Source organism: Rhodanobacter sp. FW104-R8 (assembly GCF_001617365.1).
In the GTDB taxonomy this organism is placed as follows: Bacteria; Pseudomonadota; Gammaproteobacteria; order Xanthomonadales; family Rhodanobacteraceae; genus Rhodanobacter.
Window position 1 is genome coordinate 52,506 of record NZ_LVJR01000009.1, and the last position, 16,965, is coordinate 69,470.

The 16,965-nt window shown below is 70.8% G+C and carries 17 protein-coding genes; 5 read left to right on the top strand and 12 right to left on the bottom strand.

What is annotated here, in order from left to right; genetic code table 11:
* Positions 1 to 77: 77 nt before the first annotated feature.
* On the bottom strand, positions 78 to 1,520 hold the full coding sequence (locus RHOFW104R8_RS02030; protein ID WP_068092190.1) for a DNA recombination protein RmuC: 1,443 nt from the start codon (positions 1,518 to 1,520) through the stop codon (positions 78 to 80).
* A gap of 123 nt (positions 1,521 to 1,643) precedes the next feature.
* Here RHOFW104R8_RS02030 and RHOFW104R8_RS02035 point away from each other — a divergent pair, with 123 nt between their 5' ends.
* Complete coding sequence (locus RHOFW104R8_RS02035) at positions 1,644 to 2,837, top strand: NAD(P)/FAD-dependent oxidoreductase (protein ID WP_068092187.1); 1,194 nt, start codon at positions 1,644 to 1,646, stop codon at positions 2,835 to 2,837.
* A 168-nt stretch (positions 2,838 to 3,005) separates the two neighbouring features.
* Here the strand turns inward: RHOFW104R8_RS02035 and RHOFW104R8_RS02040 are convergent, their stop codons facing one another.
* From RHOFW104R8_RS02040 to RHOFW104R8_RS02065, 6 genes are all read right to left on the bottom strand, one after another.
* Complete coding sequence (locus RHOFW104R8_RS02040) at positions 3,006 to 4,178, bottom strand: class I SAM-dependent rRNA methyltransferase (RefSeq protein WP_068092185.1); 1,173 nt, start codon at positions 4,176 to 4,178, stop codon at positions 3,006 to 3,008.
* Between the two features lie 139 nt (positions 4,179 to 4,317).
* The gene (locus RHOFW104R8_RS02045; protein ID WP_068092179.1) at positions 4,318 to 4,755 is read right to left on the bottom strand and encodes a hypothetical protein; all 438 of its coding nucleotides are present in this window, start codon (positions 4,753 to 4,755) and stop codon (positions 4,318 to 4,320) included.
* A 91-nt stretch (positions 4,756 to 4,846) separates the two neighbouring features.
* The gene (locus RHOFW104R8_RS02050; RefSeq protein ID WP_068092177.1) at positions 4,847 to 6,028 is read right to left on the bottom strand and encodes a glutathionylspermidine synthase family protein; all 1,182 of its coding nucleotides are present in this window, start codon (positions 6,026 to 6,028) and stop codon (positions 4,847 to 4,849) included.
* A complete protein-coding gene (locus RHOFW104R8_RS02055; RefSeq protein ID WP_068092174.1) occupies positions 6,028 to 6,567 on the bottom strand; it encodes a DUF1190 domain-containing protein in 540 nt (179 codons plus the stop codon). Before RHOFW104R8_RS02055 ends, RHOFW104R8_RS02050 begins: the two co-directional genes overlap by 1 nt.
* Before the next feature lie 195 nt (positions 6,568 to 6,762).
* Complete coding sequence (locus RHOFW104R8_RS02060; protein WP_068092171.1) at positions 6,763 to 7,710, bottom strand: serine/threonine protein kinase; 948 nt, start codon at positions 7,708 to 7,710, stop codon at positions 6,763 to 6,765.
* A 111-nt stretch (positions 7,711 to 7,821) separates the two neighbouring features.
* Positions 7,822 to 8,262: a hotdog fold thioesterase gene (locus RHOFW104R8_RS02065; protein ID WP_068092168.1), complete on the bottom strand. Its 441-nt coding sequence runs from the start codon at positions 8,260 to 8,262 to the stop codon at positions 7,822 to 7,824.
* Positions 8,263 to 8,316: 54 nt separating this feature from the next.
* Here RHOFW104R8_RS02065 and RHOFW104R8_RS02070 point away from each other — a divergent pair, with 54 nt between their 5' ends.
* Positions 8,317 to 9,378, top strand: coding sequence for a 2Fe-2S iron-sulfur cluster-binding protein (locus RHOFW104R8_RS02070; protein ID WP_068092165.1), 1,062 nt, complete (start codon positions 8,317 to 8,319; stop codon positions 9,376 to 9,378).
* A 64-nt stretch (positions 9,379 to 9,442) separates the two neighbouring features.
* Here RHOFW104R8_RS02070 and RHOFW104R8_RS02075 read toward each other — a convergent pair whose 3' ends face one another.
* From RHOFW104R8_RS02075 to RHOFW104R8_RS02085, 3 genes are all read right to left on the bottom strand, one after another.
* Positions 9,443 to 9,886 carry a rhodanese-like domain-containing protein gene (locus RHOFW104R8_RS02075; protein ID WP_068092162.1) on the bottom strand — a complete coding sequence of 148 codons (444 nt, stop codon included), beginning with the start codon at positions 9,884 to 9,886 and terminating at the stop codon, positions 9,443 to 9,445.
* 95 nt (positions 9,887 to 9,981) lie between these two features.
* Positions 9,982 to 10,398, bottom strand: a complete 417-nt coding sequence (locus RHOFW104R8_RS02080; protein WP_068092159.1) for a hypothetical protein — start codon at positions 10,396 to 10,398, stop codon at positions 9,982 to 9,984.
* Positions 10,399 to 10,453: 55 nt separating this feature from the next.
* Complete coding sequence (locus tag RHOFW104R8_RS02085) at positions 10,454 to 10,927, bottom strand: YiiD C-terminal domain-containing protein (RefSeq protein ID WP_068092156.1); 474 nt, start codon at positions 10,925 to 10,927, stop codon at positions 10,454 to 10,456.
* An 88-nt stretch (positions 10,928 to 11,015) separates the two neighbouring features.
* On the opposite strand from RHOFW104R8_RS02085, the gene RHOFW104R8_RS02090 reads away from it, so the two are divergent.
* The 3 genes from RHOFW104R8_RS02090 to RHOFW104R8_RS02100 are packed head-to-tail and all read left to right on the top strand — an operon-like array spanning position 11,016 to position 14,222.
* A complete protein-coding gene (locus RHOFW104R8_RS02090) occupies positions 11,016 to 11,786 on the top strand; it encodes a uroporphyrinogen-III synthase (protein WP_068092154.1) in 771 nt (256 codons plus the stop codon).
* Between the two features lie 55 nt (positions 11,787 to 11,841).
* Positions 11,842 to 12,969, top strand: a complete 1,128-nt coding sequence (locus RHOFW104R8_RS02095) for a uroporphyrinogen-III C-methyltransferase (RefSeq protein WP_068092152.1) — start codon at positions 11,842 to 11,844, stop codon at positions 12,967 to 12,969.
* A complete protein-coding gene (locus tag RHOFW104R8_RS02100) occupies positions 12,966 to 14,222 on the top strand; it encodes a heme biosynthesis protein HemY (protein ID WP_068092149.1) in 1,257 nt (418 codons plus the stop codon). The genes RHOFW104R8_RS02095 and RHOFW104R8_RS02100 overlap by 4 nt, the downstream gene beginning before the upstream one ends.
* Positions 14,223 to 14,227: 5 nt before the next feature.
* On the opposite strand, the gene uvrD is transcribed toward RHOFW104R8_RS02100, so the two are convergent.
* Positions 14,228 to 16,432 (bottom strand): DNA helicase II, encoded by a 2,205-nt coding sequence (gene uvrD, locus RHOFW104R8_RS02105; protein WP_068092327.1) that lies wholly within the window; start codon positions 16,430 to 16,432, stop codon positions 14,228 to 14,230.
* 70 nt (positions 16,433 to 16,502) lie between these two features.
* The gene (locus RHOFW104R8_RS02110; protein WP_068092147.1) at positions 16,503 to 16,724 is read right to left on the bottom strand and encodes a hypothetical protein; all 222 of its coding nucleotides are present in this window, start codon (positions 16,722 to 16,724) and stop codon (positions 16,503 to 16,505) included.
* Positions 16,725 to 16,965 lie beyond the last annotated feature (241 nt).

Consider the following 16,965-nt stretch of genomic DNA (forward strand, 5'->3'; position numbering starts at 1 on the left):
GGATGCCTTTGGGGTTGCGGGTCGGGTCAGTTTAACGGCAGCGTCCACCCAGCGCAGGCGCGGGCATGGCGGGGCGCTCAGGCTTCCGGGTCGTCGCCCTCGTCCGGCGCGGGCACGTCGTCACCCAGCAACTGCTGGGTGACTTCGCCCGGTGCGGTTTCCACGCTGCGCAGTTTGCGTTCGATCGCGCGGGTGCGCGCGCCGGTCGCGTCGATCTGGTTGCTGGCCTGGTCGAGATTCTTCTTGACCTTGTCCAGCACCACGCCGAACTTGCCGAATTCCGTCTTGACCGCGCCCAGCAGCTGCCATACCTCGCTGCTGCGTTTCTCGATCGCCAGCGTGCGGAAGCCGGCCTTGAGGCTGGTCAGGATCGCCGCCAGCGTGGTCGGTCCGGCGACCGTGATGTGGTGGTCGCGCTGCAGCGACTCGAACAGGCCCGGCCGCCGCAGCACTTCGGCGAACAGGCCCTCGGTGGGCAGGAACAGGATGGCGAAATCCACCGTGTGCGGGGGCACCACGTATTTGCTGCGGATGCGCTTGGCCTCGTCGCGCACACGCCGCTCCAGCGCGTTGGCGGCGTCCGCCGCGGCGTTGGCGTTGGCGTTTTCCTGGGCTTCCTGCAGTCGCTGGTAGTCCTCGAGCGGAAACTTGGCGTCGATCGGCAGCCACAGCGCGGCACCATCGACGCCGTTGGGCATGTGGATGGCGTATTCCACCCGCGCGTCGGAGTTGGGCACCACGGCCACGTTGACGGCGTATTGGTCGGGCGTCAGCAGCTGTTCGAGCAGCGCGCCGAGCTGGGTTTCGCCCAGTACGCCACGCGTCTTCACGTTGCCGAGCACGCGCTTGAGGTCGCCCACGCCGGTGGCCAGGCTCTGCATCTCGCCCAGGCCGCGCTGCACCGCTTCCAGGCGTTCGGAGACCAGCTTGAAAGACTCGCCCAGGCGGGTTTCGAGGGTGGCGTGCAGTTTCTCGTCGACGGTGGCGCGCATCTGCTCGAGCTTGGCCGCGTTGTCCTGCTGGATCGCGCCGAGCTTGGCCTCCAGCGTGGCGCGTACTTCGCCCATGCGCTTCTCGTGCTCGGCGCTGAGCGCGCTGAAGCGCTGTTGCTGCTGCTCGCCGAAATGGTTGAGCGCGAGCGTGGTTTCCTCGCGGCTCTTGCGTGCGTCGTCGGCGAGGCGTTGCGCCAGCGCCTGCAGGCCGGCGTCGGTTCGCTCGGTGAGCAGGTGCAGGCGCTGCCCGAAGCCGTCGATGCGCTCGGCCTGCTGCTGCGACGTGCCGCTGAGCTGTTCGCCGAGATGGCTGCGGAAACGGTCGAAGCCCTGCTGCAGTTCCTCGCGCCCGGCGCGCTGCTCCTCGCGCAGCGTGCGCTCGACGCGGGCGCTGTCGTCCTTCAGCGCGTCCAGCTTCGCGCCCAGGCCGGGGTCGCCGCGCCCGCGCAGCAGCGCGGCGATCTGCAATAGCAGCACCAGCGCGGCGAGGATGACGAGGACGGTCAGCAGGGTCTCGGTGAGCGGCATGGAACGTTTTCCCGGGTCGATGCATCCAGTGTACGTCCAGCCGTCTCATCGGCTGCGCCTATTTCACGTCGCCGTTGCTGCAGCGGTGCATCATGGGCCGATCCGTCGGCCCGGGAGACAGACATGGAGCACATTCACGATTACCTGATCATCGGCGGCGGCATGGCTGCCGATGCTGCCGCCAAGGCGATCCGCGAGGTCGATGCCGCGGCGAACGTGGGCGTCGTCGGCGCCGAGGCGCAACCACCGTACAAACGACCGCCGCTGTCGAAAGCGCTGTGGAAGGGCGACAAACCGGTGGCCGACATCGACCTGGCCACCGCGGCCAGCGGCGCCGTGCTGCATCAGGGCCGGCGCATCGAGGCGCTGGACCGCGTGGCCCATGTGGCGCGCGACGACCGCGGCGACAGCTACCGTTACCGCCGCCTGCTGCTGGCTACCGGCGCCACCCCGCGGCAGCTGCCGTTCGAGGGCGGCGAGCGGATCATCCATTTCCGCACGCTGGACGATTACCAGGCTTTGCGGCGTTACGCCAAGCCCGGCGCCTTCATCGCGGTGATCGGCGGCGGCTTCATCGGCTGCGAGCTGGCGGCGTCGCTGTGCAGCCTCGGCTGCAAGGTGACCTTGCTGTTTCCCGGCGCGACGATCGGCGCGGGGCGCTACCCCGATGGCCTGGCGCACTACCTCGACGACTACTACCGCAGCCGCGGCGTGGATGTGCGCAGCGGCGCCCGCGTGCAGGGCAGCAACCCCACCGACGGCGGGGTGGAGCTGGTGCTGTCCGACGGCAGCCTGCTGCGCGTGGAGGCGGCAGTGGCCGGCCTCGGCGTGACGCCGAACACCGCGCTGGCCGAACAGGCCGGCCTCGCCGTCGATGACGGCATCGTGGTCGATGCCCGCCTGCGCAGCAGCGACGCGGATATCTGGGCCGCCGGCGACGTGGCCAACTTCTACAACCCGGCACTGGGCCGGCGCCTGCGCGTGGAGCACGAGGACGCGGCGGTGAGCATGGGCCGCCACGCCGGCCGCGCGATGGCTGGGGTTGCCGGGGAATACATCGCGCTGCCGTTCTTCTATTCCGATCTGTTCGACCTCGGCTACGAGGCGGTCGGCCTGCTCGATACACGGCTGCAGGTGGTTGAGGACTGGCGCGAACCGAACCGCGAGGGTGTGGTGTACTACCTCGAAGGCGGTCGCGTGCGCGGCGTGCTGCTGTGGAACGTGTGGGATCAGGTGGATGCCGCGCGCGAGCTGATCGCCGAGCCCGGCCCGTTCGATGCCGTGTCGCTGCGCGGGCGGTTGCCGCGCAGCGCGTAAACAACCACTACCGCAGATGAAGCTGGCGGTCCCATCCACCCGGCAGCCTCGTAGGGCGGGCACGGCCCGCCGGCTTTGGTTTTCGCAGACGTGAGGTAGAGCGGCGGGCCGTGCCCGCCCTACGAAATACCCTCGTTGTCGAGGTTCAAGCTCGGAGGCCCGGGAGTTTCAATCCACCCGGCAGAACACCGCCTTCAGGTAGCGGCCTTCCGGCACGTCGGTGCGGAACGGGTGGTCGGCGCCGGCACCGCGCACTTCCAGCACCTGGATCTCGCGGCCGGCGTTGAGCGCCACCCGGCGCAGCATCTCCAGGAACTCGCTTTCGCCGACCAGGCCGGTGCACGAGCAGGTCAGCAGCAGGCCGCCGGGCGGGATGATGTCCAGCGCCATGCGGTTCATCGCGAAGTATTTCTTCAGCGCGTCCATCACCTTGCTGCGATCGCGGGTGAGCTTGGCCGGGTCGAGGATCACCGCGTCGTAGCGCTCGCCGCGCGCTACCGCCGCGCGCACCCAGTCGAAGATGTCGGCCTGCTCGAATGTCACCGCGACGTTGTTGGCGGCGGCATTGGCGCGGGCGACTTCGAGGATGCCGGCGTCGAGATCCACGCCGACCGCCGCGCGCGCGCCGGCCGCCATCGCGTGCACGGCGAAGCCGCCGGCGTTGCAGCACAGGTCGAGCACACGGCGGCCCTTCGCCAGTTCGGCGAAGCGTTTGCGGTTGTCGCGCTGGTCGGCGAAGAAGCCGGTCTTGTGGCCCAGGCCGGGCGCGGCGTGGAAGCGCAGCCCGTGCTCATGCACCTCGAACGGCGCGGGCACCTCGGGGCTGCGGCAGTCGAACGATTCCTGCTTCTGCACGTGCGACTCGGCGAACCAGTAAAGCTGCGCGTCGGGAAAGTGCGCCAGCAGGGCGGCATGGATCGCCTCGCGGAAACGCCACATGCCGGCGGCGAAGTATTCGATCACCAGGACGTCGGCGTAGCGGTCGACGATCAGGCCGGACAGGCCGTCGCCCTCGCTGTGCACCACGCGCCAGGCGTCGCTGACGGCATCCAGTCGCAGCCAGTCGCGGCGCAGCTGCACGGCGCGGGCAAGGCGCGCGGAGATCCAGTCGGCATCGATGCCGGCGTCCGGATGCGCATCGAGCAGGCGCAGCGCGATGCGCGCGTGGCCGTTCCAGAACGCGCGGCCGACGAAACGGCCCTTCGCATCGTGCACCGCGACCAGGCTGCCCGGCGGCAGCTTCTGCTCCGGCTTGTGCAGCTGCGCCGACCATACCCACGGGTGGCCGGGGCTGCGGTCGGATTTCAGGCGGATGACGGGGAGCGCGGCGGGTATGTTCATCCGCGCATGATAGCCGGTGCTTTGCTCCTCCCCTGCTGCGCAGGGGAGGCCGGGAGGGGTTGCTCGAGCTGGCGTGGAAGATCAAGAGTGAACCCCACCCCAGCCATCCCCTGCTTCGCAGGGGATGGAGCAGAGCGCATCAGCGCAGGCGCAGCACCAGCCACGACAGCAGCGCCAGCAGGTTGAGGCCCAGCCGCGACACGGCCGGTCCGGCCATCGCCAGCACGAAGCCCTGGCTGCCGAAGTGCCAGTCGATGCCCAGCCGCGGCGCGGCCTGCAGGGTGGCGTACACGTTGACGAAGGCGCCACAGTGCAGCGCGTAGCTGAAGATGGGCGTGGCGATCAGCGGCAGCTGAAGCAGCTGCGCCCAGCGCGACAGCCGCACGCCGCCTTCGCCGCCTTCCAGCAGCAGCACGCCGGCGACCAGTACGAAGCCGTACAGGAGCAGGCCGATCAGCGCGAGGATGCTGTCGTGGGTCGAGCCCAGCGGCAGCAGGCGGCGCAGCATCACCGCTACGCCGTACAGGCCGCCGGCGACTTCGAGGATGCCGATCAGGCGAAAGAGAAAATTGCGCACGCGTGGCCCCGTTCAAAAGACGCAAGCTTAGCCGAGCAGGGCCGGCGTGATTTGCGTGGGCGTCGCGATTTTCCGCGAATGGCGAGGCGGCTCAGGCGATCAGCACGCCGCGCGCTTCCTCGACGATGGCATGTGGCACGAAGCGGGCGCTGTCCCGGGTGACCAGCGAATCGTCCTCGCGGATGCCGATGCCGCAGGCACGGTCGCCGACGACCCAACTGCCGATCAGCGGATAGTGGCCATCGAAGCCGGGCAGCGGGTGGCAGGCCTGGCGAATGCACGGGCCGTCGCGGTACGGACCGTCGGTGCGCAGTTCGCGGCCGTCGTCCAGGTGCATCGTGATGTTGGCGCCTTCGCGCGAGTGCAGCGGCTTGCGCACCCAGCCGCGCGGCAACTCGCCGCCGCCGTCGAACTCGGCCGGCAGCAGGTTCGGGTGGTCGCGATGCGCCTCCCACAGCAGCGGCAGGATGCCCTTGTTGCTGAGCAGCGCCTTCCACGGCGGCTCGATCAACTGCAGGCCGGAGCGCGGCAGGCAGGCGCCGAACGATTCGCGGAACATGTCCTCCAGCGGATACAGCTTGAACAGGCAGCCGATCACCTGGTCGTCGAGGTCGGTGAAACGGCCGTCGGCGGACACGCCGATGTCCTCGATGGCGAGGGTGCCGCAGTCGATGCCCGCCTGCAGCGCGCAATCGCGCAGGTAGGCGACGGTGCCCTGGTCTTCCGCCGAATCGCGCACGGCGGCGAAGTGGAACGGCCGCGCGATGCCGCGCGCGATGGTGCCGAACGCCTCCACCAGTGACTCGTAGATCGAGTTGAACTGATCGCTGCCGGCCGGCAGCTGGCCGCGCGCTAGCTGGTCCTCCAGCCATTGCCACTGGAAGAACGCGGCCTCGAACAGCGAGGTGGGCGTGTCGTAGTTCAACTCATAGAGCTTGGCCGGGCCGTTGCCGCCGTAGGCAAAGTCCATGCGGCCGTACAGGTGCGGCTGGCGCTCGCGCCAGCTCTGCGCGATCCAGTCGCGATACGGCTCGGGGATCGCCAGCTGCTGCATGTGCTGCTCGCTGCCCACGATGCGCTCGACCATGTCCAGTGCCATCGCGTGCAGTTCCTCGGTGGGCGCCTCGATGCCGTCCTCGATCTCGCGCAGGGTGAACGCGTAGTACGCCGACTCGTCCCAGTACGGCGCGTCGTCGATGGTGTGGAAGCCGAAGCCGCAGGCGGCGGCCTTCGCGCGCCAGTCGGGGCGTTCGGCCGTGGCGATGCGGCGCATCAGCCGCCGATGCCGCGGCTGCTGCCGGAGCTGCCGAAGCCGGAACGGCTGACCGTGACCGCGCGGTTCGGCGTGGCGTTGACCGGCACCATCGCGGTGCCGGTGCCGCCGCGGTAGACGCCGCCGGCACCGGCGGCCGGGCGCTGCCAGCCGCCGTTGCTGTCGCGGAACGCCGGCGCGCTGTTGAAGCCGTTGGCGGCCACGCCGTTGCGCGACATCATCTGCGACAGGAAGAAGCCGGTCATCAGCGGGCCGAAGAACGAATGATTGGCGCCGTCGCTGCGTTCGGCGCACTGCTCCTTGCCGTAGCTGGCCTCGCACGCCTCGCGGTTGGCGAAGCGCGGCGCGCTGGCCGTCGCATCCTGCTGCGCCTTGGCGAACGCCTGCCGGCAGGTGGCGCTGTCGTTGGTCTGCGCCACGCAGGCCTCGACCGAGGTGTACAGGCCCTCGCGCGACGCGCTTTCGCTGCGATCGCAGGCGGTCAGCAACAACGGAGCCGTGCTCATCAGCAGCAGGGCGGCGGTGCGGGATCGTTTCATGGGCACGCTCGGCAAGGTATCCGGCCAAGCATGCCTGCTTGCGCGGGCGGAAGGAAGTTCTTGCGGATACCCGGAACGGAAACGGTAGGAGCCCGCTCGCGGGCGATGCTCCTGTTTCGATGATTCGGGCGAAGATCAGAACAACAGCATCGCCCGCGAGCGGGCTCCTACGGATATGTCTCCGGCGCACCGGGCCTAGCCGAGCGCGTCGGCCAGCTCATGCAGGTCGGCGACGTGCTGTTCCCACCAGCGCGATTCGGCGGCGAACGGGAACGCGGCGGGGAAGGCCGGGTCGTGCCAGCGCGCGGCGATCCAGCCGGCGTAGTGCAGCTGGCGCATCGCGCGCAACGCCGGGACCAGTGCCAGCTCGGCGTGGTCGAACGGGCGGAACTGCCGGTAGCCCTCGAGCACGGCGTCCATCGCGCGTTCGTCGTTGGCGAGCATCCACAGGTCCTGCACTGCCGGGCCGCTGCGCGCGTCGTCGAAATCGACGAAGTGCGGGCCGGCGTCGGTCCACAGCACGTTGCCGGGATGGCAGTCGCCGTGCAGGCGCAGCTGCCGCACCGGGCCGACCGCTTCCAGACGCGCGGCGATCGCCGCATCCAGCCGCGTCGCCGCGGCGTGGTAATTCGCCTGCAGCGAGGCCGGCAGCAGGGACGAATCGAGCACCGCGCGCATCGGCTGCCGCACCATCGTGTCGCGGTCGAGCCGGTCGCGATGCGCGAACGGCTGCCGGCCGCCGATCAGGTGCAGGCGCGCAATCAGCCGGCCCAGCCATTGCAGTTGGTCCAGTGCCTCCAGTTCCGGGGCGCGGCCACCGCGGCGCGGGGTCAGCGCATAGCGGAAGCCGCCATGCTGCAGCAGGGTGCGGCCGCCGAAGGCGAGCGGCGCCACCACCGGCAGCTCGGCGTCGGCCAGTTCCTGCGTGAACGCATGTTCCTCGATGATCGCCGCATCACTCCAGCGGCCGGGTCGGTAGAACTTCGCGATCACCGGCGAAGCGTCTTCCAAGCCCACTTGCCACACCCGGTTCTCGTAGCTGTTCAGCGCCAGCAGCCGGCCGTCCGGCCACAGGCCGCAGGTGCCGACCGCGTCGAGCACCAGGTCGGGGGTGAGGCTGGCGTACGGCGTGTCGGCTGCCATCAGGTACCGTGCCTTTTGTGGTTGCCTCCTCTCCCTCCGGGAGAGGATTGTGACCGGAGGAAATCCCCTTGCGGGAAGGTGAGGGAGCGGGTTTTCGCAGAAAAACCACGCTCAACGTACGCCCATGCCGCGTGCCGGGATCACCGCCATGGTGATGCGCGAGATGCACACCAGCGCGCCTTCCTCGTTCTCGATGCGGATCTCCCACACCTGGGTGGTGCGGCCGATGTGCAGCGCCCTCGCGGTGCCGGTCACGGTGCCGCTGCGCACGCCGCGCACGTGGTTGGCGTTGATATCGAGCCCGACTGCCAGTTCCTTCCCGGGGTCCAGCGTGAGCATCGCCGCGGTGCTGCCCAGCGTCTCGGCCAGCGCCACCGAGGCGCCGCCGTGCAGCAGGCCGTACGGCTGGTGGGTGCGCGAATCGACCGGCATGCTGCCGGCCAGCCAGTCGTCGCCGACCGCGGTGATGCGGATGCCCAGCGTCTCCATCATGGTGTTGGCGCTCCAGCCGTTGAGGCGGGCGAGGTCGGTGGGTTGTTTCCAGAGGCTCATCGTTGATTCCTTCGGTGCGAGGCCGCATTGTTGTCCGCTGCGATCGCCGCGACAATGCACCTGGTGTTTACCGTCACCCTCAAATCTTCCGGCCGCCGGTTCTCGGTGGCCCCCGGCGAAACCGTGCTGGAAGCGGCGCAGCGCGCCGGCGTGGCGTTGCCGTATTCGTGCCGGGCCGGCGTCTGCGGCAGCTGCAAGGCGATCTTGCTGGAGGGGCGCTGCGACTACCCGCGCAACCCGCCGCGGGCGCTGGATGCGGGCGCACTGGCGCAGCATGCGGTGCTGCTGTGCCAGGCGGTGCCGGCCAGCGACCTGCTGCTGGAGGCGCGCGAGGTCCCCTCGGTGGAGGACATCGCGCGACGCCAGCTCGACATGGTGGTGGCGGAGAAATGGCGGCTGGCGAACGAAGTCATCGGCCTGCGCCTGCTGCCGGCCCACGGCGAGCGCCGGCTGAAGCGGCTGCCGGGGCAGTACGTGGACGTGCTGCTCGACGACGGCCGGCGCCGCCCGTTCTCGGTCGCCAACGGCCCGCGCGACGACGGCATGATCGAACTGCACGTGCGGCACGTCGCCGGCGGCGGCTTCACCTCGTGGGTCAGCGACCGGCTGCAGGTGGGCGACCGGCTGCGCATCGAGGGGCCGCTGGGCACCTTCGTGCCGCGCGAGGATTCCGAGCGGCCGATGATCTTCATGGCCGGCGGCACCGGCTTCGCCCCGGTCAAGGCGATCGTGGAGCACTTCATCGCGCTGGGCACGCGCCGGCCGATGCGGGTGTACTGGGGCGCACGCAGCGCAGCCGGGCTGTACCTGCGCACGCTGGCCGAATACTGGGCGCGCGAGCTGCCGAACCTACGTTTCTGCCCGGTCGTTTCCGACCCGGCGCGGGCCGACGGCCTGCGTACGGGACTGGTGCACGAAGCGGTGCTGCTGGACCAGGCCGACCTGTCCGGCCACGACCTGTACATGAGCGGCCCGCCGGTGATGATCGACGCCGCGCATCCGCGATTCCTCGCTGCGGGCCTGCCGGAGGAGCGGCTCTACTACGACTCGTTCGAATACGCGCCGGACGTGCTGGCGCAGATCCTCGCCGGGCGCGCCGGCATCCACGACCGGTAGGAGCGCACCCTGTGCGCGATGGCTCTTTTGCGAGGCAAAGAGCCATCGCGCACAGGGTGCGCTCCTACCGGCCCTTGGCCACCGGCAGCTGCGCCGCGTGCCAGGCCAGCACGCCGCCGCCCAGGGTGTAGACCTTGCCGAAGCCGGCCTTAATCAGGCGCTGCGAAGCCTTCAGCGAGTTGCCGCGGCCGTCCTTGTCCATCACCACCACCGGCAGTTCCTTCGCCTTGGCCAGGTCCTTGTGCTCCGGGTCGAACTGGCTCATCGCCACGTGCCTGGCGCCGGGCACGTGCATCTTCTCGAACTCGGCGATCGCCGACAGGTCGATCAGCAGCGGGCTCTCGCGGTTGATCAGCTGGGTCAGGCCGGCCGGGCTCAGCTCCTTCACCTTGCTGAACAGCGTGCTGACCTGGATCACGATCAACGCCAGCAGCAGGATCACGAACAGGGCCGACAAGGCCGCATGGTTGCCGACAAATTCGGGCAGCTTGTGCAGGAAATCGTTCATCGTCAGTCCACTTCGCGCGCGCGGCGCCGATCCGGGTAAACCGGCGATTATACGGGTATGCCGCGGCCGCCGCGGCCCGGCGCCTGTCCGGGCGCTCAGTCCTGCGTGATGTCCGGCAGCCCGCTGGTCAGCCACCAGTGCTTGGTCTTCTCGTCGTAGTGCCAGGTCTGGCGGTCGACGACGCTGCGCTCGGACTGGGTGTGGACGTTGATCAGGTTGATCAGCACCGTCTGCTGCACGTCGAAGTCGCCGCTCGGCACCGGGCCGGCGCCGTCGTCGTACTCGCTTACCCGTACCTGCTGGTAGCGCGCCAGGTCGAGCGTGCTGAGCGGGTGGGCGGCGCGGCGGGACGGTTCGATGAACTGCGCCGCGCTGCGGAAGTCGCCCCAGCGCAGCGTGCTGCCATAGGCCTTCAGCGTGGTGGTCAGCTCGTCGCTGCGGGTCTTGGTGGCGCAACCGGCCAGCGCCGGCAGCATGGACAGCGCGACAAGCAGGCTCAGGATGCGGCGCATGGTCTTCCTCCCCGATGGATATCCGGCCATTCTGCCCCAAGTGGCGGCGGACGACTCAGGCACGCCGCTTGGCGACGAAGCGGGCGGCCAGGGTGGCGGCGGGCCGGCCGTCGTCGTCGGGCACCACGCAGTCCACGCCGATGCGCGCCTTGCCGCGGGCGGCCAGCGTGTCGAAGAAGGTGGCCCAGTCGGCGTGTGCGGCGAGCCGCGCCTCGCTGTGGAAGTCCCGCCACAGCGGCGCCAGGTAGCGCACGGCCGACTCGGCCACGAACACGTCGCAGTCGAGGCCGCGCCGGCGCAGCGCCAGTTCCACCAGCGCCCAGCCGCTCAGGGTCATCAGGCTGACCAGGCTGCCGCCGAACGCGCAGCCCTTGTCGTTCACGTTCGGCGCCAGCGGCGCGCGCAGGCCGAGGAAATCGTCTCCGCAGCCGGCCAGCTGCAGGTCCATCGCGTGGGCCAGCGGGATCTCGTTGCGGATGAATGCGATCAGTTGTCGGGCAGGTGTCGCGTCGTCGTCGAGGGTACTCACGTGATCGGGGATTCGCGGGAAGGGAAGCCCGTCAGTGTAGGGCCACCGCTACACTGGGGCCATCACAGTGAAGGGACGCGGTGCGCGGATGCAGCGGCAATCCTCCGGAAAACCCCGGCTGCGCGGCCGGACCGTGGTGATCACGCGTCCGGCCGGCACCGCCTCGGCGCTGGCGCGGCGGGTGCGCGCGCTCGGTGGCGTGCCGCTGTTGCTGCCGGGCCTGGCGCTGCGCGGCGCGGCGGACGAGGTGGCCGCGCGCAACGGCCTGCGCATGGCGCTGGCGGACGAATTGCTGGTGTTCACCAGTCCCGCTGCGGTGCGTTACGCCGCGGCGCTGCTGCCGCTCGAAACGGCGGCAGTGGTGCTGGCGGTGGGCCGGGGCACGGCACGCGCCTTGCGTCGGCACGGCGTTGCCGCGCCGCTGGTGCCGCGCGGCATGCAGGACAGCGAAGGCCTGCTCGAACATTCCGCCCTGCGCGACCTGCGCGGCCGCCGGGTCGCGCTGGTCGGCGCGCCCGGCGGCCGCGGCGTGCTGCGCGAACAGCTCGCCGCGCGCGGTGCGCGGCTGCGCGAGCTGCACGTGTACCGGCGGGTGCCGCCGCGGCTGGATCGCCGCCACGTCGACGCGTTGTCGCGGCTGCGGCCTTCGGCGCGGGTGCTGCTGTCCAGCGCCGAGGCGTTGCACAACCTGCAGCAGTTGCTGCCGCCGCCGGCGTGGGTACGGTTGTGCGCGGCGACCGCGGTGGCCAGCAGCGCACGGCTGGCCGCGGCGGCCCGCGCGGCGGGCTTCGCGCGCATCGTGCCGGCCGCCTCGGCGCTCTCGGCCGATCTGCTCGACGCGGCGGCCCGCGCGGCCTGAGTCCTTCACGCGGGCTTGCTACGAACGCGGCCGTATGGGCTGTTAGCATGCATGCATGAGCAGCCCAGACAAGCCGAACGAGTCCGTCGCGCCCGGGGGCGCCCGTCCCGACCGCGTGCCGGTCGATCCGTCCTTGCGCGCCTCGCGCCCGCTGCCGGCCGCCCGCGGTGGCGGCAGCCGGGCGCTGGCGGTACTGCTGGCGCTGGTCGCGGTGGGCGCATCCGGCTATGTCGGCTGGCGCCAGTGGCAGCTGGAGCAGGGCAGCGCCGGCGACAGCCGGCAGGTGGCCGGTCTGCAGCAGCGCGTGGGCACGCTGGAAACCGCGCTGGCCGCGCTCGGTGGCCAGCGCGACAGCCTGAACCAGCGCCTCGACGACGCGGCCCAGGTCAACCGTTCGCTGCGCGAGGAACTGCTCGGCCAGGCCGAGCGCACGCGCCACCTCGAGGACGCGGTGGCCAAGCTGGCCGAGAAGAGCCTGTCCGGCCGCGACGGCATGCTGCTGGACGAAACCGAATCGCTGCTGCGCATGGCCGGCGCACGCTACACGCTGTTCCACGACGCGCAGGGCGCCGCCGCCGCGTACGCGCTGGCCGACCAGGCCCTGGCCGCCGTCAACGACGGCGCGTTCAGCGGCCTGCGCCAGAGCGTCAACGCCGAGCGCGAGGCGCTGGTGAAAAGCCAGCCGGCCAGCCAGGCCAGCGCGCTGCAGCAGCTGGAGGTGCTGCGTGGCGACCTGGCCAGTCTGCCGCTGAAGCCGCTCGACGGCGGATCGGCGCCGGCCACCGACGCCTGGTCGCGCATCCGCCGCGCGCTGGCCGGCGTGGTCAGCGTGCAGCGCGACGACGGCGCGCCGCTGGCGGTGGCCGACGCGCGCTTCGCGCGCGAGCTGGCCGCGCTCGACCTGGCCCAGGCGCAGGCCGCGTTGCTGGCCTACGACAGCAAGGGCTATGCGGCCGCGCTGCAGCGGGTGGATGCCGCGTTGGCCAGCCAGTTCGACCCCGGCGCGCCGGCGGTACAACAGGCGCGCGACGCCGTGAAGCGGCTCGCTGGGCAACTGCCGGTGGCCGCGCCGGTGCAGCTGGGCGCCGCGCTGGCCGAACTGCGCAACCTGCGCGCGGTGCATGCACTGGTGCCCGCGCCGGCCGGCAGCACGGCCGCACCGGCCCGCGGAGCGCGGCCATGAAGCTGTGGTACGGCATCGGGCTGCTGGTGGTCGCCGCCGCGCTGGCCGCGTTCGGCTGGCACTGGGTGGTGGCCGATCCCGGCTACGTGCTGCTGCGCCTGCGCGGCTGGCGGGTGGAAACCACGGTGGTGGCGGCGGTGGTCATCCTGCTGCTGGCGTGGGTGCTGCTCACGCTGCTGTGGCGGCTGGCGCGCTGGCCGTTCGGCGCATTCTCGCGGCGCCATCGCCGGCTCAGCCAGCAGCGCCTGGGCGAGGGTCTGCTGGCCTTGGCCGAAGGCCGCCACGGCGACGCCGAGCGCGACCTCAACCGCGCCTCGCGCCTGGGCAGCCTGCACGGCCCGGCCCTGCTGGCGGCGGCCGAGGCGGCCTCGCGCCGCGGCGAGCATGGCCGGGCGCTGGAGGCGCTGGACCAGGCCGCGCAATCCGCACCGCAGGCGGCCCGCGTGCTGCGCGCCCGCGTGCTGCGCCGCGAAGGCAAACCGGCCGAGGCGCTGGCGCTGCTGGCGCCGGAGTCCGACAAGGGCACGCTGACCCCGGGCGGCTGGCGCGAACTGGCGCGGGCGGCGCTGGCGACCGGCGACCTGCGGCGCGCCCGCGAAGCCCTGGCACCGTTGCAGAAGAGCGGCGCGCTGGGCAACCGTGCCTATGCCGCGCTGGAGGCCCGGGTGCTGGCCGCCACCATCCAGGCTGCGCCGGACGGCGCCAGCCTCAACACGCTGTGGTCACAGCTGCCGAAGACGCAGCGTCGGGTGCCCGCGGTGATCGATGCCTACGCTCGCCGCGCTGCCGCGTTCGGACTAACCCTGCCGGCGATGGACGAAGTGGAATCCGCGCTGCGCCGCGAGTGGTCGCCGCTGCTGGTGGAAACCTACGGCACGCTGGCCGGCGACGATATCGAGGCGCGCCTGCGCCGTGCCGAAGGCTGGCTCGACGCGCACCCGAACGACGCGAACCTGCTGCTCACGCTCGGCCGCATGTGCGTGCGGCTGGAACTGTGGGGCAAGGCGCGGCAATACCTGCAGCGCTCGCTGGCGCTGGCGCCCGGCGCCGGCGCGTGGGAAGCGCTCGGCGACGCGTTCGCCGGCCAGGGCGATGCGCAACAGGCGCAGCGCTGCTATCGCAACGCGCTGGCGTTCGCTCGCGGCGACGCGGTCGTCGCGCTGGCATCGGCGGCCAACCCGCTGCAGCCCGACACGCGGCCGATCGCGCTGGAAGAACGCGACGTGCATGGCGTACCGCGCCTGCGCGAATAGGTTGCCTACAGCGCCGTCAGGTTCGCGTACGCCGCTACCAGCCACTTGCTGCCTGCGCCTTCGAAGTTCACCTGCAGCCGGGTGTGCGCGCCGCTGCCTTCGGCACTGATCACCACGCCTTCGCCGAAGCTGGGATGGCTGACGCGCTGGCCGAGTTTCACCGGCAGCGATTCCTCCAGCGAGGGTGCGACCTCGTGCGACCGGCCAGCGTACAGCGGGCGGGTGACCTGCACGCGCGGGCGCACCTCGTCGACCAGCGCGGCAGGGATTTCGGCGAGGAAGCGCGACGGCCGCGCCAGCATCTCGGTGCCGTGCATGCGGCGCGATTCGGCGTAGCTCACCACCAGCCGCGCGCGCGCGCGGGTGATGCCCACGTAGGCGAGCCGGCGCTCCTCCTCCAGCCGGCCCTCGTCCTCCACCGAACGCTGGCTGGGGAACAGGCCTTCCTCCATGCCGACCAGGAACACCAGCGGAAACTCCAGGCCCTTGGCGGAGTGCAGCGTCATCAGTTGCACGCAGTCGTCCCATGCCTCGCCCTGGCCCTCGCCGGCCTCCAGCGCGGCGTGCGAGAGGAAGGCGGCCAACTCGTCGAGGCCGGCGTCGACGTCCTCGGGCGTGCGCTCGAAGCGGCTGGCCACGTTGACCAGCTCGTCGAGGTTCTCCACCCGCGACTCCGCATTGCCGCGGCCGTCCTTCTCGTAGAAATCGCGCAGGCCGGTGTGGGTGATGGCGTGGTCGATCTGCTCGGCGAGGGTGAGCGCGTGCTTTTCGCCATGGGGCGTGGATGGCCGGAAGGCGTGGGCCATCGCATCGATCATGCCGAGGAACGCCTTCACCGCGTTCTTCGCGCGGCCGGCCAGCTCGCTGCCGCCGCCCAGTTCCGACAGCGCGGCTTCCCACATCGAGCTGTTCTCGCTGCGCGCGCGGCGGCGCAGCACGTCCAGCGTACGGTCGCCGATGCCGCGCGGCGGGGTGTTCACCGCGCGCTCGAACGCGGCGTCGTCGTGGCGGTTGGCGGTGAGGCGCAGGTAGGCCAGCGCATCCTTGACCTCGGCGCGCTCGAAGAAGCGCTGGCCGCCGTAGACGCGGTAGCCGATGCTGCGCTGGGCCAGCTGCTCCTCGAAGTTGCGCGACTGCGCGTTGGAGCGGTACAGGATGGCGCAGTCCTTCGCGCTGCCGTGCTCGGCGATGTATTCGCGGATGCGCTCGACCACGAAGCGCGCCTCGTCCTGTTCGTTGTAGGCGGCGTACAGCGCGATGCGCTCACCCTCCTCGCCGGCGGTCCACAGCTGCTTGCCGAGGCGGCTGCCGTTGCGCTGGATCACGCTGTTGGCCGCCTTGAGGATGGTCGAGGTGGAGCGGTAGTTCTGTTCCAGCTTGATCGTGCGCGCGCCGGGGAAGTCCTTGAGGAATTGCTGCATGTTCTCCACCCGGGCGCCGCGCCAGCCGTAGATCGACTGGTCGTCGTCGCCCACCGCGAACACCTTGCCGGTGGCGCCGGCGAGTACGCGAATCCAGGCGTACTGCAGCGTGTTGGTGTCCTGGAACTCGTCGATCAGCAAGTGCCGCCAGCGCTGCTGGTAATGCTCCAGCACGGCCGGCTGCTTCAGCCACAGCTCGTGCGCACGCAGCAGCAGTTCGGCGAAATCGACCAGGCCGGCGCGGCGGCAGGCGTCCTCGTAGGCCTGGTAGATGCGCACGAAGGTGTGCGTGACCGGATGATCGCGGTGCTCGATGGCGTCGGGGCGCTTGCCCTCGTCCTTCCAGCCGTTGATGGTCCAGGCGGCCTGGCGCGGCGGGAACTTCGCCTCGTCCAGCCCCAGCCCGGCGACCACCCGCTTCACCAGCCGCTGCTGGTCGTCGGCGTCGAGGATCTGGAAGCCTTCCGGCAGCCCGGCCTCGCGCCAGTGCCGCCGCAGCAGGCGGTGCGCGATGCCGTGGAAGGTGCCCACGGTGAGGCCCTGGGTACCGCCGGGGATCAGGTTTTCCAGCCGCGCGCGCATCTCGCCCGCCGCCTTGTTGGTGAAGGTGACGGCGAGGATCGCCCACGGCGGCACGTGTTCCACCTGGGTCAGCCAGCCGATGCGGTGGGTGAGCACGCGGGTCTTGCCGGAGCCGGCGCCGGCGAGGACGAGGTAGTGGCCTGGCGGAGCGCAGACGGCTTCGCGCTGCGCGTCGTTGAGCGGGTCGATCAGGTACGAGACATCCATCGCACCCATTGTAATGGCCGCAAACACAAACCGCCGCGATGGCGCGGCGGCTTGCGCTTGCGGCAGGCGCTCAGCGCTTCCTGCTGGCGATGCCGCCGACCACCAGCAGGCCGCCGACCACGATGCCGGCGATGCCGAGCCACGCCGGCACGGTCTTGGTGTGGGTGGCTTCGATCTTCGCCGAGCCGAGCTGGGCCAGGGTTTCGGTCTGCTGGTAGCTGGCCTTGCCGATGGTGATCCAGATGCCGGCGACCAGCAGGATGATGCCGGCGATGAAAAGTCCTGCGCGCATGGAAGCTCCTTCGGTGGTGACGGGCCGAGTATGCCGGGTGGGCATGCATGCAGTGTACAGGCGGCGTGCGGGGCAAAAAAAAGCCCCGGAGGCTAGGGGGAGCCTCCGGGGCGGGGGCAGGCAGGAAAACCCAGGGGAGAGGTTTCATGCCTGTGGCGGGCCCAGGGAGGTGGGCGCGCCAGGATGCCGTTGCGTGCATCCGATACGTTGGAGTGCGCTTGGCGGGGAAAAGTTGCAGCGC

Bases quoted from the DNA above. Each gene is read 5' to 3' on its own strand.
- RHOFW104R8_RS02030 (WP_068092190.1), bottom strand. From the start codon at position 1,520: ATGCCGCTCACCGAGACCCTGCTGACCGTCCTCGTCATCCTCGCCGCG.
- RHOFW104R8_RS02035 (WP_068092187.1), top strand. From the start codon at position 1,644: ATGGAGCACATTCACGATTACCTGATCATCGGCGGCGGCATGGCTGCC.
- RHOFW104R8_RS02040 (WP_068092185.1), bottom strand. From the start codon at position 4,178: ATGAACATACCCGCCGCGCTCCCCGTCATCCGCCTGAAATCCGACCGC.
- RHOFW104R8_RS02050 (WP_068092177.1), bottom strand. From the start codon at position 6,028: ATGCGCCGCATCGCCACGGCCGAACGCCCCGACTGGCGCGCGAAGGCC.
- RHOFW104R8_RS02055 (WP_068092174.1), bottom strand. From the start codon at position 6,567: ATGAAACGATCCCGCACCGCCGCCCTGCTGCTGATGAGCACGGCTCCG.
- RHOFW104R8_RS02060 (WP_068092171.1), bottom strand. From the start codon at position 7,710: ATGGCAGCCGACACGCCGTACGCCAGCCTCACCCCCGACCTGGTGCTC.
- RHOFW104R8_RS02065 (WP_068092168.1), bottom strand. From the start codon at position 8,262: ATGAGCCTCTGGAAACAACCCACCGACCTCGCCCGCCTCAACGGCTGG.
- RHOFW104R8_RS02070 (WP_068092165.1), top strand. From the start codon at position 8,317: ATGCACCTGGTGTTTACCGTCACCCTCAAATCTTCCGGCCGCCGGTTC.
- RHOFW104R8_RS02075 (WP_068092162.1), bottom strand. From the start codon at position 9,886: ATGAACGATTTCCTGCACAAGCTGCCCGAATTTGTCGGCAACCATGCG.
- RHOFW104R8_RS02080 (WP_068092159.1), bottom strand. From the start codon at position 10,398: ATGCGCCGCATCCTGAGCCTGCTTGTCGCGCTGTCCATGCTGCCGGCG.
- RHOFW104R8_RS02090 (WP_068092154.1), top strand. From the start codon at position 11,016: ATGCAGCGGCAATCCTCCGGAAAACCCCGGCTGCGCGGCCGGACCGTG.
- RHOFW104R8_RS02095 (WP_068092152.1), top strand. From the start codon at position 11,842: ATGAGCAGCCCAGACAAGCCGAACGAGTCCGTCGCGCCCGGGGGCGCC.
- RHOFW104R8_RS02100 (WP_068092149.1), top strand. From the start codon at position 12,966: ATGAAGCTGTGGTACGGCATCGGGCTGCTGGTGGTCGCCGCCGCGCTG.
- uvrD (WP_068092327.1), bottom strand. From the start codon at position 16,432: ATGGATGTCTCGTACCTGATCGACCCGCTCAACGACGCGCAGCGCGAA.
- RHOFW104R8_RS02110 (WP_068092147.1), bottom strand. From the start codon at position 16,724: ATGCGCGCAGGACTTTTCATCGCCGGCATCATCCTGCTGGTCGCCGGC.